This is a genomic window from Nocardia sp. NPDC049220 (assembly GCF_040647855.1).
Classification (GTDB): domain Bacteria; phylum Actinomycetota; class Actinomycetes; order Mycobacteriales; family Mycobacteriaceae; genus Nocardia.
Map to the genome: position 1 here is coordinate 910,898 of NZ_JBEZDA010000002.1, position 13,475 is coordinate 924,372.

The window sequence follows — 13,475 nt, forward strand, 5'->3', positions numbered from 1 at the left end:
GTGATGGCAGACCAGTCCGAGGTTTCCACCGAGTACACCGGCAGCCCGGACGGGCGATCGTCCGGCGTCGGAGAACGAGGGGGTCGCGTCGTCAGCGCGGCGCACGACATCGGTGGTTTCATCAGGGCGCAGCGTGAAGCTGCGCAAGTCTCGCTTCGTCAACTCGCTCAGCTGGCGGGGGTGAGTAATCCGTACCTCAGTCAGATCGAGCGCGGATTGCGCAATCCGTCCGCCGAAGTACTCACGCAGATCGCGAAGGCGCTACGGGTCTCCTCGGAGGTTTTGTACATACGGGCTGGCTACCTCGAGCAGCGGCCGCACAGTCCGGTCCGGGATGCCCTGCTTGCCGACGTCTCGATCAGCGAGCGACAGAAGCAGGTGCTGCTGGACATCTATGAATCGTTCCGCCGGGAAAACGGTGGGAACGAGGCATGGGGGGATGAATGGGACAGCGAAGTTCCGCGCACGACAACCGACACTCCGCCACGCCAGGAGAGCGAAACATCATGACCGAGAAGAACGCCACCGTGTCCAAGCCGCTGCTCGCCACCGTCGGTGCGGGCGATGCCCTCTACACCGCAGTCAACGACGTGGTCGCGCAGGTGCGGGAGCGCGCGGGCGCCACCGACGTGCAGACCCGCGTGGAAGAGGCGCGTGAGCGCTTCGCCAACGTGCCCGCCGATGTGCAAGCCCGGGTGGGGGAGGCGCGTGAGCGCTTCGCCACCGTGCCTGCCGATGTGCAAGCCCAGTTCGAGTCGCTGCGCGAGCGGCTCGCCGGCCTGCCCTCGGAGCTGCCCGAGGACCTGGCCGAGCTGCGCGAGAAGTTCACTTCCGAGGAACTGCGCGCGCTAGCGGAGAAGTACTACCACCAGGTGCTCGACATCTACGCCGACCTCGCGGTCCGCGGCGAGGAGACCGTCGAGCGGCTGCGCGCCAATCACCTGGTCGAGGACCGGATCGGCCGGGTCGAGACACTGTACGGCGACGCGGTGAGTCGCGCCGAGGAAGTGCTGGAGCGGGTCAACGGCCTGCTCGGCCGGCCGGTGAAGGCCGAGGAGGTGACCGAGGACGAAGCGCCGGTCGTCGACGCCGAGGTCGTCGAGGTCACCACGGAGTCCACTCCGGCGCCGGTCACGAACGGTGCGGCGAAGAAGGCTCCGGTCAAGAAGGCTGCTGCGGCCAAGAAGGCTCCGGCGAAGAAGGCCGCTCCGAAAAAGTTCTGAGCCCGCGCGGGTGACCCCGTTGCTCCGCCCCCGCACACCCCGGTATGCGGGGGCGTTGCTTCTATGATGAGTGGGTGAATATGGTGCACGGACTGACCGGGATGATCCTGCTGGCGCTGTGGCTGGCGGCGCTCGGTGCGACGATCTTCGCGCTGATCCACGCCGTGCGTCAGCGTTCGGACGCGTTCACCGCCGTGGACAAACTGACCAAGCCGATCTGGTTGGCGATTCTGGGGGTGGCTGTGTTCGTGCTCCTGCTCTCGCCGGCGGGACTCGGCTTGCTTTCTTTTGCTGCGATCATCGCGACCGGTATCTACCTCGCCGACGTGCGACCGAAGGTCGACGAAATTCAGCGGGGTCCGCGCTGGTGAGGCGCTGATTTCGGAGTAATTCGCCGAGGCTTGCACTGGCAGGCGGCACAAATCGGGCTTACTGTATCTAGCAGTAACACAAAGGAGTGTCCGATGCGTGCCCTACTGCCGACCGCGTTGTCGAGTTTCCCGGGTTTGCTCCGGGATCTGCGCGACGCACACCGCGCAAATCTGCGTTCGCGCAGCTACGACACCGCAGCGCTGAACCTCCCGACGGTCGCGCACGAGGTCATTCCCGTCCGAACCCAAGACGGTGCCCGGCTCCGGGTGCATGCCTACGGCCCGGCCGATCGCCCGGCCATCGTGCTGGTCCACGGGTGGACCTGCTGCATCGAATACTGGAATCCCCAGATCAACGCCTTCGCCGGCGAGTACCGAGTGATCGCCTACGACCAACGCGGTCATGGCGAGAGCACATACGGCTCGAGCCGGCTGAGCATCGATCTACTTGCCGACGACTTGGCCGCGGTATTGGATGCCGCGCTCGCGCCCGGTCGGCGGGCCGTACTGGTCGGACACAGCCTCGGCGGCATGACCTTGCAGGCGTGGGCGGGGCGCTACCCCGACCGAGTCGCGAAGCAGGCGCTCGCGGCGCTGCTGACCAACACCGCGTCGGACCGGCTGATCCTCGAGACCACCGTGGTGCCGCTGCTGAACCGGCCCCAGCGGCTGCTGCAACTGAAGGTGCCGCTGCCGTTCCTGTTCGGCAGGCTCGGCCTCGGCGCCCCGCTCTTCTTCCCACCCATCGTGCCGGTGCGCCGGCTGTTCGCCCGCCAGATCATGAGCACCGACGCGCGGGGGGACGTAGTGGAGTTCAGCATGGCGATCGTGCGGTCCTGCCCGACTCTGGTCCGTTCGAAATTCGGCCTCGTGCTGGCCCGGATCGACGTCAGCGAGTCGGCACGCAGCCTGGTGGTGCCCACCACGGTGATCGCTGGCGAGTTCGACGACCTGACGCCATCGGTGCACTCCCAGCGGATCGTCGAGACGCTGAGGGAGAACGGCAGTTTCGTGCGCTACGAAGTGCTGCCCACCGGGCACCTCGGCAACCTGGAAGCCTACGAACGGTTCAACGAGGAACTCCGGCGCGTAGTCGTCGCGGTGGACAACCACGGCCGGGCCGACATCGCAGGCTGACATCGCTGATGCCGCGGTGCGCGGCCGGGCCCCGATTCGCGGTCAGGAGAACACCACCGTCCGCCGACCGTGGACCAGCACCCGCCCTTCCAGATGCCAGCGCAGCCCACGGGCCAGCACGACTCGCTCGATGTCGCGGCCCTGGCGGACCATATCGCGGACGTCATCGGCGTGGTCGATGCGAATGACGTCCTGCTCGATGATCGGGCCCGCATCCAGTTCCGGCGTCACGTAATGACAGGTCGCGCCGATCAGCTTCACCCCGCGAGCAAACGCCTGATGATAGGGGCGCGCGCCGACGAACGACGGCAGGAAGCTGTGGTGGATGTTGATCGCCCTGCCGGCCCAGTGCTCACACAACTCGGCGGGCAACACCTGCATGAAGCGGGCCAACACCACCGCGTGCGGGTCGTGCCCATCCACCAGCGCCCGCACCTCCTCGAAGGCAGGCCCGCGCCGGGCCGGATCCTTGGCGAACGGCACGTAGTGAAATTTCACGCCGTGTGCCTCGGTCATCGCCGCCAGATCCGGGTGGTTGCCGATCACTGCTTCGATGGTGGCGGGCAGCTCGCCGCTCGCGGCGCGTCCGAGCAGATCGTGCAGACAGTGGCCGTGCTTGCTGACCAGTAGGACGGCGCGGCGCCGCTGGCTCGAGTCGAGCAATTGCCATTCGGTCTCGGTACCGAGGCGAGCTGCCACATCGGCGAACCGGTCGCGCAGTTCCGCCAGGCCGAACGGCACCGTAGTGGCTTTGATCGCCTGGCGGGTGAAGAACCAGCCGATATCCGGGTCGGAGTGGTAACCGGCCTCCACGATCGAGCCACCGAACTCGGCGATGAACGAAGTGATCCCGGCGATGATGCCAGGACGGTCCGGGCAGCCCAGGGTCAGCACGTACCGGCGGTCGTCCTGGAGGGGTGGAGCGGAACTCATGGGTTCATCCTCCCAGGTGGGATGTGTTGGATTTGCCGCGCCTTCGCGCGGCGGGCTCGCGCCCCGTTCGGGTCTCGCGCCCACCGCGGTGGCGCAGGCCGTGCTCGGGTTCGCTGCCGAAACTCGCTGACTGCGGTACGCCAGCACGCATCCGCGCCACCTGCTCCGATACCTGCCCGGGGCTATAACGAGTGGCAGCGCAATGCGGTCGTGCTGACCGAGCAGGTCGACCCGGGCGGCTCGTGACGAGTCAGAGGTCGTAAAACGGCTCCGCGTAGCGGAATTCGCCGGCGATCTGTACCTCGTAGGCCGACAGCGGCCGAACATGGAAGTGGATGGCCCAGTCCGGCTCGTCGGGGGTGATGCCGAGCCGGGCGGCGGGGACGAAGCCGAAGCGCAGATAGAACTCCAGGTTGCCGAGGACACCGATCAGCGGTTCGTCGAGCGCGTCGGCGGCGCCCAGGGCCGCGTGCATGAGCGCCGAGCCGACTCCGCCGCCCTGGTGGTCGGCGAGCACCCCGATCGGTCCGAGCGCCAGCACCGGGAAAGGGCCGACCGCCGCTCTGGTCAGGCACAAGTGGCCGATCACGGTGTCGCGCTCGATCGCCACCATCGACAGGGTGGGCATCCAGCAATCATCACTGCGCAGCCGGGTGATCAGGTCCACCTCGGGCGGTTCCACGTTGCCATCGGCCGCCGGCGCGGCGATATCGATGCGATCGGCATATTGCGGTCCGAACGCGCTGCGATGCACCGCCGCGATCGCAGTGGCGTCGTCAGCATGTTCGCGACGGATCAACACGGTCGTCTCCTCCCGAACGAAGTGGGGCCTCATCCGCACACGTTAGTCACCTCGACCGGGTGTCACTCGTCTCGACTTGCCACCAGCTAAGAGTGTGCGGGATGCGCTGCCAGGCGCGCAATGGAATCCGTCCTCGGTGTGCCAAACTCTCACTCCATGGCAAGTTCCGCGTCGCTCACCAGAGCCGAAGTGGCCGACCTGATCGACCACACCCTACTGGCGCCGGAGGCGACGATCGCCGATGTCACCGCGCTAGTCGAGGACGCACGCGCCCTCGGCGTCTTCGCGATCTGTGTGTCGCCGTCCATGCTGCCGGTGCGTGCGCCGGGGCTCGCGGTCGCGACGGTCGCCGGATTCCCCTCGGGCAAGCATCATTCCCTGGTGAAAGGCGCCGAGGCGCGACTCGCGGTCGATCAGGGCGCCGACGAGGTCGACATGGTGATCGACGTCGGCGCGGCGCTGGCCGGTGACTACCTGGCCGTGCTCGCCGACATCGTCACAGTGCGCGAGGCGGTGGGCGATCAGGCATTGCTCAAGGTCATCATCGAATCCGCCGCGTTGCCGGACGCCGCGATCGTCGAGGTGTGCAGGGCCGCCGAGCGGGCCGGCGCCGATTTCGTGAAGACCTCCACGGGATTTCACCCCGCAGGCGGTGCGAGCACACACGCGGTGCGGTTGATGGCGGAAACAGTCGGGGGGAGGCTCGGTGTGAAGGCCAGCGGCGGCATCCGCACCGCCGAGGCGGCAGCCGACCTGATCGCGGCCGGCGCAACCCGGTTGGGCTTGTCGAAATCACGCGATGTACTCGATGGCTTCCCACCCTGACTCGGTGGTCGCAGTCTCGCGGGCACACCATGCCGGATGGATCGCGTGGTCGCCAGGCGCCACTCGTCAGGAGACCAGCGGAGTGGGATTCAGCAGCGCACGTTGGTGTTTTCGGCGGGGGCGACGGCGGATAGTTCGGTACGGCCACCGGCAAGCTGGACGGTCAGGCCGGAGTCGGTCACTTCGATCTCTGTCGGCTGAAGGCCTAGGGGGTAGCTCTGCAGGCTTTGGGTGAACATGTCGACAATGCTTTGTGCCAGGTCAGCAGGAATGCCGATGCCGAGCAGTTCCGCCGACATCGTTTCCACCTGAACGACGCCGTTCTGGATCTGCGGCTTCACCTGAATTTCGGCGAGACCACCGAGCACCTTCAGCGTCAGCATGCCCGAACTCGCCGAGGAGCTCACGCCGCTGACCAAGCCGCCGAGCGTCTCCCGGATGCCTTCATTGCTCCAGGTGACATCGGCGGAGGAACTGCCGATCACGCCACCACCGCTGGTGTCGGCGACATCCACGTCGTGCAAGGTCGCATGGACGACCATCCCGATAGCGGGGCCGAACTTGGTGTCAGCGCTGTTCACCCGGACGGTGGGCACCTTGCCGTCGATCCAGGTGAGCAGCAAAGGCTTGGGACCGAATCGCACGTCGATCTTCGAACCCAAATCCTTTTCGAATTGAGCGCTGATGCACCGTGACACCGTGTGCCTGGCGTAGGCCTCGCCGCCGATCAGGACGGTGGCGAGCAGAACAGCGACCACGGTCAGGGCAATCAGTAGCGCTCGCCGGTTGATCGTCATGGTGGACCGAGTTTTCGTATCCATGGAACAGATTCTTCCCGAACTTTCTGTGTCGTCTCTGTGGGGCCATTGAGGGGTTCGAATGTGACATGTGACACAAGTATCGAGCGTAGCCTGGTGCGCATGGCTGGCGATGCGGCGGCCCGCACGATCGAATCGGCGGAGCAGGGATGGCGTGTTCTGCGACGATGGGCAGGTCGGCACGCCGGTTTCTTCACCACCCGGCAGATGCTGCGCACCGGATGTGCGGCTCGGGTCGGGGCTGGGCTCGGCGACGGTTCGGTGATCAGGGCCGGGGCGGGGGTGCTGCGCCTGGCCGGGTGGCCGGAGGGTCCGCTCGACGAATACGCGATGTGGGCGGCGTGGTTCGACGGCGCAGCGGCCGTCTCGCATCAGAGCGCGGCGGAGTTACACGGACTCGGCCGACTGCGCCCGAGGTTTCTGCACCTGTCGGTCGGTGTCGCCCGTCCTTCGCCGCCGCCGCGACTGGTGGTCCTGCGGCGCTCGTTGGCCGCCGGCGACGTCGAATCGGCCGGTCCGTTCCTGGTGACGACGCCGGTCCGCACGGTGCTCGACCTCGCCGAAGCCGATATCGGTCAGGCCGCGCTGGACGAGGTGGTCGCCGACGCGGTCGCCATCCACCGCTGTGCGGGCGAGGAGATCCGCGATGTGGGGGCGCGGTTGTCGCCGCGCGCGGCCACCAGGGTGTACCGCGCCCTCGCTGTGGCGTGAAGGTGTTCTGCGTCAACGTCTTTCTTGACAGTCGACGACATCAGCCTGTGCTGGCGGGCGCGACAGCCGACCAAGGCACCGTGAGCACGTTGTCGCGCAGGCGGCGGTAGCGGCGGATCGGGACACCATCCGCGCGCAGTATCTCCGCCGCTGCGCGCCAGCGGACGCGCGGGCCGTAGGGCGCCAGCGGTGCGGCCCGGGCCCACGCGCGATCGGCGGCGCTGAGCAGGGCATGGATCGGCTCGCCAGGAATATTGCGGTGGATCAACACTTTCGGAAGACGCTCGGCGATCTCGGACGGACGCTCGACGGTGAACGGGTCCCAGGCCAGCGTGAGCGAGCGCGGACCGGTGCGGTCGAGCAGGACCCACGCGCAGCGCCGACCGAGTTCGTCACAGGTGCCGTCGACCAGCAGACCCTCCGGCGCCAGCGCCGATCGGATGGTCGACCAAGCATCCGGCACCGCCGACTCCGGATATTGCCGCAGCACGTTGAACGCGCGCACCACAACCGGTCGCAGCCCGGCCAATTCGAATCCGCCGCGGGCGAAGACGACGCCGTCGCGACCGGGGACAACGCGCTGCGGGTCGATCTCCAGCCCGACCACCCGCACATCGGCGCGCACCGTCCGCAGTCGCGCGGCCAGCTCGAACGTGGTCCATGGGCTCGCGCCATACCCGAGATCGACCACCAGCGGATCGGTCGCGTCCTGCAGGCGGGTGGCGACCAGCTCGTCGTGGATCAGCCAGCGGTCACTGCGGCGTAGCCGGTTGACGCCGGTGGTGCCGCGGGTGATGGTGCCGACCGGTGTGGTCAGCGCGCGGGGTGGTGTTCTTCCAGCCACTGCACCGTGAACTCGGCCTCGCCGCGGAACAGGTCAACCAGGTTGACCAGCATCAGCTGCTCCAGGCGTGGGCCGACCATCGGAATGAACACCTTCGCCTCCGAGGAGAAACGCATGGTGCAGCCGGTCTCGGTAGGAAAGAGACGGATCGTTCCGCCGAGGGTGCCCGGCCCCGCCGGAATGGACGCCGAGTACTTGCCGGTGATCTCGTCCGATCCGAACGGCCCGTAGCTCTCCTTGCGGGTGATGACCATGTCCTTGCGCATCACCGTCTGCGCGATCTCCGGCAGCATGTCACGCGGCAGGATGTGGTGCAGTTCGAGTTCGATGCCGCCGTCGCCGGCCTCCAGTCGCACCACCTCGTTGCCCGGCGAGTACTTCCGCATCTCCTGCATCCGCGCATCCCAGTAATCACGGTTCGACAGCGCCGCGTACAGCTCTTTTGTGGTGTGCAGCGGGTAACGTGCGGAATAGTCCAATCGTCGTGCCATGGGCTCACACGTTACTGGGTCCGGTGGCAGATACCTCGACGGGCGGGTGCTCGCCAGAGGCGGCGCGGACACGCATTCCGGTGTGACTTCATCCAGCCGATCGATGGCCGCGCGTCTGCACGGTGCGGGGGTCGCCGCTGCGGCGGCCCCCGCACCGACGACAAATCAGTGTGCCGCGAGCCACTTGTTGGTGAACTCTTCCTCGTTCTTCAGCAGTTCGGTGAGGTGCTCGGCGATCGCGCTCTCGATCTTGCCGCCGAACAGCGGGATCTTCACCTCGATGGTGCCGCTGGTCGTGGCGGTGGCGCCGGAGCCGTCTGCCGCCAGTGTGATGGTCCCGTGCACCTCGGCGGGCGCGCCGTCGACACGCGCTTCGAAGGTGGCCGAATCGCCGGTCCAGCGCTCTACGCGTGGAATGATCAGGTCGCCGGGACGCACCGCGGTGATCGCGGCGGGCAACAGTTCGGCGGCGATCGCCTGCACCATGTCGACGTCCACCTGATCACCGCTGACGGTGATCGACTCGAGTCGGGCATTGGGGCCACCGACCTCCGCGATGCGGTCCTTCCAGAACTGGTCATTCGCGAGGGCCGCGCGTACGGCGGCGAGAGAATGCGTGTAGCGGGCCGTGTACGCCAGCGGTGTAGCCATGGTCGGACACGCTACCGTCTGGCTGTGCGAACTTCACGGGTGGTGCCGTCTGATCTCCTCGCCGATACCGGTGCGCGGCTGCGCACCTCGGTGCGGCTCGCGGAGCTGACGACCTTGCGAGTGGGTGGGCCCGCGACGGTCGCCGACTGCGCGACGACCGAAGCGCTGGTCGCGACGGTACGCGCATTGGACGCGGCGGGCGTCCCGGTGCTGTTGCTCGCGGGCGGATCCAATCTGCTGATCGGCGACGATGGATTCGACGGCGTCGTGGTCCGGATCGCCACGACGGGAGTCGAGATCGGCGCGGGCCGGGTGGTCGCGGAAGCCGGCGCGAACTGGGACGACGTTGTCCGTGCGACGGTCGCCGCGGGGCTCGGCGGACTGGAGTGTCTGTCCGGTATTCCCGGTTCGGCGGGTGCGACGCCGGTGCAGAATGTCGGCGCCTATGGAGCCGAGGTCGCACAGCTGCTGCGGCGGGCGCGCCTGCTGGATCGGGTGAGCGGCGAGATCCGGTGGGTGGGGCCGGAGGAACTCGGTTTCGGCTATCGGACCAGCGTGCTGAAACACCGTGACGACGCCGTGCTGCTCGAAGTCGAATTCGCGCTGCGCACAGACGGATCGAGCGTGCCGCTGCGCTATGGCGAACTCGCGGGCGGGCTCGGCGCCGCCGAGGGGGAGTCCGTGCCCGCGGCGCGGGTGCGCGAGGCAGTATTGCGACTGCGCGCGGGGAAGGGCATGGTGCTCGACGCAGCCGACCACGACACTTGGAGTGCGGGCTCGTTCTTCACCAACCCGGTGGTCGCCGCGGACCAGGTGGCACAGGTACAGGCCGCGATCGTCGCGCATGTGGGTGACGTGACGGTGCCGACTTACCCGGCGCCGGACGGGGTCAAGTTCTCGGCGGGTTGGCTGATCGAGCGAGCCGGTTTCGGCAAGGGCTATCCCGGCGCCGAGGCCGCCGCCCGGCTGTCGACGAAACACACCTTGGCGCTGACCAACCGCGGCGCCGCCAGCGCCGCCGACCTGGTGGCCCTGGCCAGGACAGTGCGCGACGGGGTCGCCGCGCGATTCGGCATCCGGCTGGAGCCGGAACCGATCACCGTTGGCATCACGCTGTAGCCGGATGAAACCTACGCCACATGCGTCAGGAGCCGATCCGGCCCGATACCACGCGTAGATTCGAATAAGTGAGCAACCGTCCACCGATCCGCAGACCGGTTGCCGCGGTGGCGACCGCGCTGCTCGCCGTCGCCGCGCTGGTAGCCGGATGCACGATCGATCGCGGCTCTGGTGCGTCGGCGCGCAGTGCGGGTCCGGTCGCCGAGGCGACGTTGGCGCCCGCCGACAACGCCGAGAACGTCAACCCGACCGCGCCGGTCTCGGTGACGATCAGTGATGGCACGATCGACCAGATCGCGCTGACCAACGCCGCGGGCAAGCAGGTCAGCGGCGCACTCGCGCCGGACAGGCGCGGTTACACGATCACCGAGCCGCTCGGTTACGACGCCACCTACACCTGGTCGGGCACCGCCGTCGGCACCGACGGCAAGCCCATCCCGATCGACGGCTCGTTCCACACGCTCGCGCCGAAGAACACGGTGCCCGCGACCCTCAACATCGCCGACAACCAGGAGGTCGGCATCGCGGCGCCGATCATCCTGCAGTTCAGGTCCTCGGTGCGGAACAAGGCCGCGGTGGAGAAAGCCGTCACGATCATCACCGACCCGCCCACCGAGGGCGGGTGGGCCTGGTTCCCGGACGACAATGGTTCCCGGCTGCACTGGCGGCCGAAGAGCTACTGGGCGCCGGGCACCACTGTGCATGTCGCGGCGCAGCTCTATGGACTCGAGTTGGGTGCGGGCAACTACGGCTACTCCGATCTGACCTCGGACTTCCGTATCGGCCGCAGCCAGATCGTGCGGGCGGACGCCCCGAGCCATCGCATGCGGGTGGTTCGGGACGGACAGGCGGTGTTCGATTTCGCGGTCAGTTATGGCGAGGGGAACGAGCCACGCAATGTCACCAGGTCCGGCGTCCACGTGGTTACCGAGAAATATCAAGACTTCATGATGTCGAATCCGCCCTTCTACACCGACGTTCGCGAACGATGGGCCGTACGCATCTCGAACAACGGCGAATTCATCCACGCCAACCCGGAATCGCTGTCGGCGCAGGGGTCGGCGAACGTCACCAACGGTTGCATCAATCTGTCGCCCGGTGACGCGCAGACATACTTCCCGACGGCGCTCTACGGCGACCCGGTCGAAGTGACAGGTACGTCGATTCCGCTTTCGGCCGCCGATGGCGACCTCTACGACTGGACTATCGACTGGAACACCTGGGTGAGCATGACAGCGTTGCGTGGCACGCCGTCGGCCGTTGTGTCGGCGACCCCGGTGCCGCCGCAGCCGGCGGGCGGTCGCTGACGCTAGCGGGCGTCCGCGTTCTGCTTCTGTTCGATCCGGCGGTCGGCCGCGCGCTCGGCGCGGATCGCGTCGTGCCGCTCGGCGAGCAGGTCACGGATCTCGATCAACAGCTCGGTTTCGGTCGGCTCGGCCGCCTTGGTGGTGCCGAAGCGGTTCGTGATCGTTTTCATCGGCAGGATCAAGACGAAATACAAGACGGCGGCGACCATGACGAAGTCGACCAGCGCCGTGATGATCGGGCCGATGGCGATGAAGGTGGCAGGTTTGCCTGGAATCAACTGAATGCCGAGGCCCAGCTCGTTGGTGCTGCCGAAGACGGCGAGTAGGGGGTTGACGATTCCTTTCGTCACCGCGGTGACCACCGCGGTGAACGCGGTACCCATCACCACAGCGACCGCGAGATCGATGACGTTCCCGCGCATCAGGAACTCTTTGAACCCCTTGAACATGAGCCGACCAACTCCCATCCGACGTACTCCATTTGGCACGTCAGGATGCTAATGGCTCTGGCCGATCAGTGCTGTGTCCGCGACCGGCAGTTCATCGCCCGGTGGTGGCAGAACTATGCGCTGTATTCACCACTTCAGGATTGCGTGCGACGAGCGAATCGACCCGCGTCCGCCTGGTCGCGCGGCTTGATGATGATCTGGTCCAGGTTGACGTGCGCCGGCCGGGATGCGACAAAGCCGATAACCTCGGCGATGTCCTGGGCGACAAGCGGGTCGATGCCCTCGTACACCTTCGCCGCGCGCTCGGCGTCGCCATCGAAGCGGACCAGCGAGAACTCGGTCTCCACTGCGCCCGGGGCGATTTCGGTGAGACGCACCGGCTTGCCGAGCAGTTCGCCGCGCAGTGTGCGGTGTAATACCGCCTGGGCGTGCTTCGCGGAGGTGTAGCCGGCGCCGTTGTCGTAGGCGGTGAACGCGGCCACTGACGTCACGGTGATGATCAGTCCGTCGCCGGAGACGATCAACTTGGGCAGCAGGGCCTTCGTCACGCGCAGCGTGCCGAGGACATTGGTCTCCCACATCCAACGCCAGTCGTCGAGGTCGGCATCGGCGACCGTGGCCAGGCCTTTGGCGCCGCCCGCGTTGTTGACCAGCACGTCGGCCCGCTCGATCACTTCGCTGAAGGCCCGCACCGACTCGTCCGAGGTGACGTCGAGTTCCACTGCGGTGCCACCGATGTCGTCGGCCAGTTGCCGCAAGCGGTCGAGCCTGCGCGCGCCGAGGTAGACGCGGTAGCCCTGTTCGGCCAGCTTTCGAGCAGTTGCCGCTCCGATGCCCGAGCTGGCTCCGGTGACGACGGCGGTGCGAGTACTCATGATTCGATCCTAGGTGCCGGGTGTTTGCCGGTCTCGGCGCTGTGGCCGGGATCGCCGCTAGCCTGACTGTCATGGCTATACGGGACGCGGTCAGTGCGGACGGGACGAACATTGTCTACCGGGTGAGCGGCCCGGCCGATGCCCGACCGCTGGTGTTGTTGCACGGGTGGTCGGCGAACCTGCGTTGTTGGGGTGCCGCTGCGGACGATCTGGCTGCGCGTTTCCGGGTGATCGCCGTCGACCTGCGCGGACACGGTTACTCGGACGTGCCCGCGACGGGCTACGACGACCCGAAGAACTGGGCTGCCGACCTGGCGGCGGTGCTCACGGCCGAGGGCATCGAGTCGGGTGCGGTGCTGCTCGGCTGGTCGTACGGCGGCATCGTGCTGTCGGACTACCTGACCGCCTACGGCACCGGAGCGGTCGCGGGTGTCGTCTATTCGGGTTCGATGGCGAATATCGGCCGAGGAGTACCCGGCGCGGCCGCCGGAACCGCGCTGCAGGAGGCGATTCCCGACGTCTTCGAGGAGCGGGCCGGACGTGCCGTACGCGCATTCGGCATGTTCGGCAACGCGAACACGGGGCCGGGCGCGGATAAGGGTGTCGATGCCCAGCGATTGTTCGGCGCCAGCCTGGCGACCCCGCCCGCGGTGCGCAAGGCGCTGTTCTATCGGACCGTCGACAACACCGAAACGCTTCGCATCCTGGATATTCCGGTGCTGGTTCTGCACGGCACCGCTGATCCGGTCATCCCGATCGAGAACGCCCGCTATATCGCCGAGACGGTTCCGGATGCGCGCGCGTCGTTTTGGGACGGCGCGCAGCATGGGCTTTTTCTCGAGGATCGATCCCGGTTCGTCGCCGAAGTGAGCGCGTTCGCCGCGAGCTTGCGATCGGGGCCCGCCCGAGCGCTGTGATA

17 protein-coding genes are annotated in these 13,475 nt (G+C 67.2%); 9 read left to right on the forward strand and 8 right to left on the reverse strand.

Annotation, left to right across the window (positions count from 1 at the left end; genetic code table 11):
- Positions 1-3: 3 nt before the first annotated feature.
- The 4 genes from AB0C34_RS11250 (at position 4) to AB0C34_RS11265 (ending at position 2,731) form a co-directional block, all read left to right on the forward strand.
- Positions 4-510, forward strand: coding sequence for a helix-turn-helix domain-containing protein (locus AB0C34_RS11250; RefSeq protein WP_357069933.1), 507 nt, complete (start codon positions 4-6; stop codon positions 508-510).
- Positions 507-1,223 carry a heparin-binding hemagglutinin gene (locus AB0C34_RS11255; protein ID WP_357069935.1) on the forward strand — a complete coding sequence of 239 codons (717 nt, stop codon included), beginning with the start codon at positions 507-509 and terminating at the stop codon, positions 1,221-1,223. The genes AB0C34_RS11250 and AB0C34_RS11255 overlap by 4 nt, the downstream gene beginning before the upstream one ends.
- Positions 1,224-1,303: 80 nt before the next feature.
- Entirely contained in the window at positions 1,304-1,594 is a 291-nt protein-coding gene (locus tag AB0C34_RS11260; RefSeq protein ID WP_357070147.1) for a DUF2516 family protein, read from the forward strand.
- 93 nt (positions 1,595-1,687) lie between these two features.
- On the forward strand, positions 1,688-2,731 hold the full coding sequence (locus AB0C34_RS11265; protein ID WP_357069937.1) for an alpha/beta hydrolase: 1,044 nt from the start codon (positions 1,688-1,690) through the stop codon (positions 2,729-2,731).
- Between the two features lie 42 nt (positions 2,732-2,773).
- On the opposite strand, the gene purU is transcribed toward AB0C34_RS11265, so the two are convergent.
- Together purU and AB0C34_RS11275 are read right to left on the reverse strand one after the other, a co-directional pair.
- Positions 2,774-3,664 (reverse strand): formyltetrahydrofolate deformylase, encoded by an 891-nt coding sequence (purU, locus tag AB0C34_RS11270; protein ID WP_357069939.1) that lies wholly within the window; start codon positions 3,662-3,664, stop codon positions 2,774-2,776.
- Between the two features lie 250 nt (positions 3,665-3,914).
- Positions 3,915-4,466 carry an N-acetyltransferase gene (locus AB0C34_RS11275; RefSeq protein ID WP_357070149.1) on the reverse strand — a complete coding sequence of 184 codons (552 nt, stop codon included), beginning with the start codon at positions 4,464-4,466 and terminating at the stop codon, positions 3,915-3,917.
- Between the two features lie 156 nt (positions 4,467-4,622).
- Here AB0C34_RS11275 and deoC point away from each other — a divergent pair, with 156 nt between their 5' ends.
- The gene (deoC, locus tag AB0C34_RS11280; RefSeq protein ID WP_357069941.1) at positions 4,623-5,291 is read left to right on the forward strand and encodes a deoxyribose-phosphate aldolase; all 669 of its coding nucleotides are present in this window, start codon (positions 4,623-4,625) and stop codon (positions 5,289-5,291) included.
- Between the two features lie 89 nt (positions 5,292-5,380).
- On the opposite strand, the gene AB0C34_RS11285 is transcribed toward deoC, so the two are convergent.
- Positions 5,381-6,112 (reverse strand): DUF2993 domain-containing protein, encoded by a 732-nt coding sequence (locus tag AB0C34_RS11285; protein ID WP_357069943.1) that lies wholly within the window; start codon positions 6,110-6,112, stop codon positions 5,381-5,383.
- Between the two features lie 99 nt (positions 6,113-6,211).
- On the opposite strand from AB0C34_RS11285, the gene AB0C34_RS11290 reads away from it, so the two are divergent.
- On the forward strand, positions 6,212-6,820 hold the full coding sequence (locus tag AB0C34_RS11290) for a hypothetical protein (protein WP_357069945.1): 609 nt from the start codon (positions 6,212-6,214) through the stop codon (positions 6,818-6,820).
- Positions 6,821-6,860: 40 nt separating this feature from the next.
- On the opposite strand, the gene AB0C34_RS11295 is transcribed toward AB0C34_RS11290, so the two are convergent.
- The 3 genes from AB0C34_RS11295 to AB0C34_RS11305 all read right to left on the reverse strand — a co-directional run bounded on the left by AB0C34_RS11295 (position 6,861) and on the right by AB0C34_RS11305 (position 8,806).
- The gene (locus tag AB0C34_RS11295) at positions 6,861-7,664 is read right to left on the reverse strand and encodes a class I SAM-dependent methyltransferase (protein WP_357069946.1); all 804 of its coding nucleotides are present in this window, start codon (positions 7,662-7,664) and stop codon (positions 6,861-6,863) included.
- Entirely contained in the window at positions 7,634-8,155 is a 522-nt protein-coding gene (locus AB0C34_RS11300; protein ID WP_357069948.1) for a DUF2505 domain-containing protein, read from the reverse strand. The genes AB0C34_RS11295 and AB0C34_RS11300 overlap by 31 nt, the downstream gene beginning before the upstream one ends.
- 165 nt (positions 8,156-8,320) lie before the next feature.
- A complete protein-coding gene (locus AB0C34_RS11305; protein WP_357069950.1) occupies positions 8,321-8,806 on the reverse strand; it encodes a DUF2505 domain-containing protein in 486 nt (161 codons plus the stop codon).
- Between the two features lie 78 nt (positions 8,807-8,884).
- Here AB0C34_RS11305 and AB0C34_RS11310 point away from each other — a divergent pair, with 78 nt between their 5' ends.
- Together AB0C34_RS11310 and AB0C34_RS11315 are read left to right on the forward strand one after the other, a co-directional pair.
- On the forward strand, positions 8,885-9,925 hold the full coding sequence (locus AB0C34_RS11310; RefSeq protein WP_357070151.1) for a UDP-N-acetylmuramate dehydrogenase: 1,041 nt from the start codon (positions 8,885-8,887) through the stop codon (positions 9,923-9,925).
- Positions 9,926-9,993: 68 nt separating this feature from the next.
- Positions 9,994-11,232, forward strand: coding sequence for an Ig-like domain-containing protein (locus AB0C34_RS11315; RefSeq protein ID WP_357069952.1), 1,239 nt, complete (start codon positions 9,994-9,996; stop codon positions 11,230-11,232).
- A gap of 2 nt (positions 11,233-11,234) precedes the next feature.
- On the opposite strand, the gene mscL is transcribed toward AB0C34_RS11315, so the two are convergent.
- A complete protein-coding gene (gene mscL / locus AB0C34_RS11320) occupies positions 11,235-11,681 on the reverse strand; it encodes a large conductance mechanosensitive channel protein MscL (RefSeq protein ID WP_357070153.1) in 447 nt (148 codons plus the stop codon).
- A gap of 134 nt (positions 11,682-11,815) precedes the next feature.
- A complete protein-coding gene (locus AB0C34_RS11325; protein ID WP_357069954.1) occupies positions 11,816-12,556 on the reverse strand; it encodes an SDR family NAD(P)-dependent oxidoreductase in 741 nt (246 codons plus the stop codon).
- A 71-nt stretch (positions 12,557-12,627) separates the two neighbouring features.
- Here AB0C34_RS11325 and AB0C34_RS11330 point away from each other — a divergent pair, with 71 nt between their 5' ends.
- Complete coding sequence (locus AB0C34_RS11330; RefSeq protein ID WP_357069956.1) at positions 12,628-13,473, forward strand: alpha/beta hydrolase; 846 nt, start codon at positions 12,628-12,630, stop codon at positions 13,471-13,473.
- The last annotated feature ends 2 nt before the right edge of the window (positions 13,474-13,475 follow it).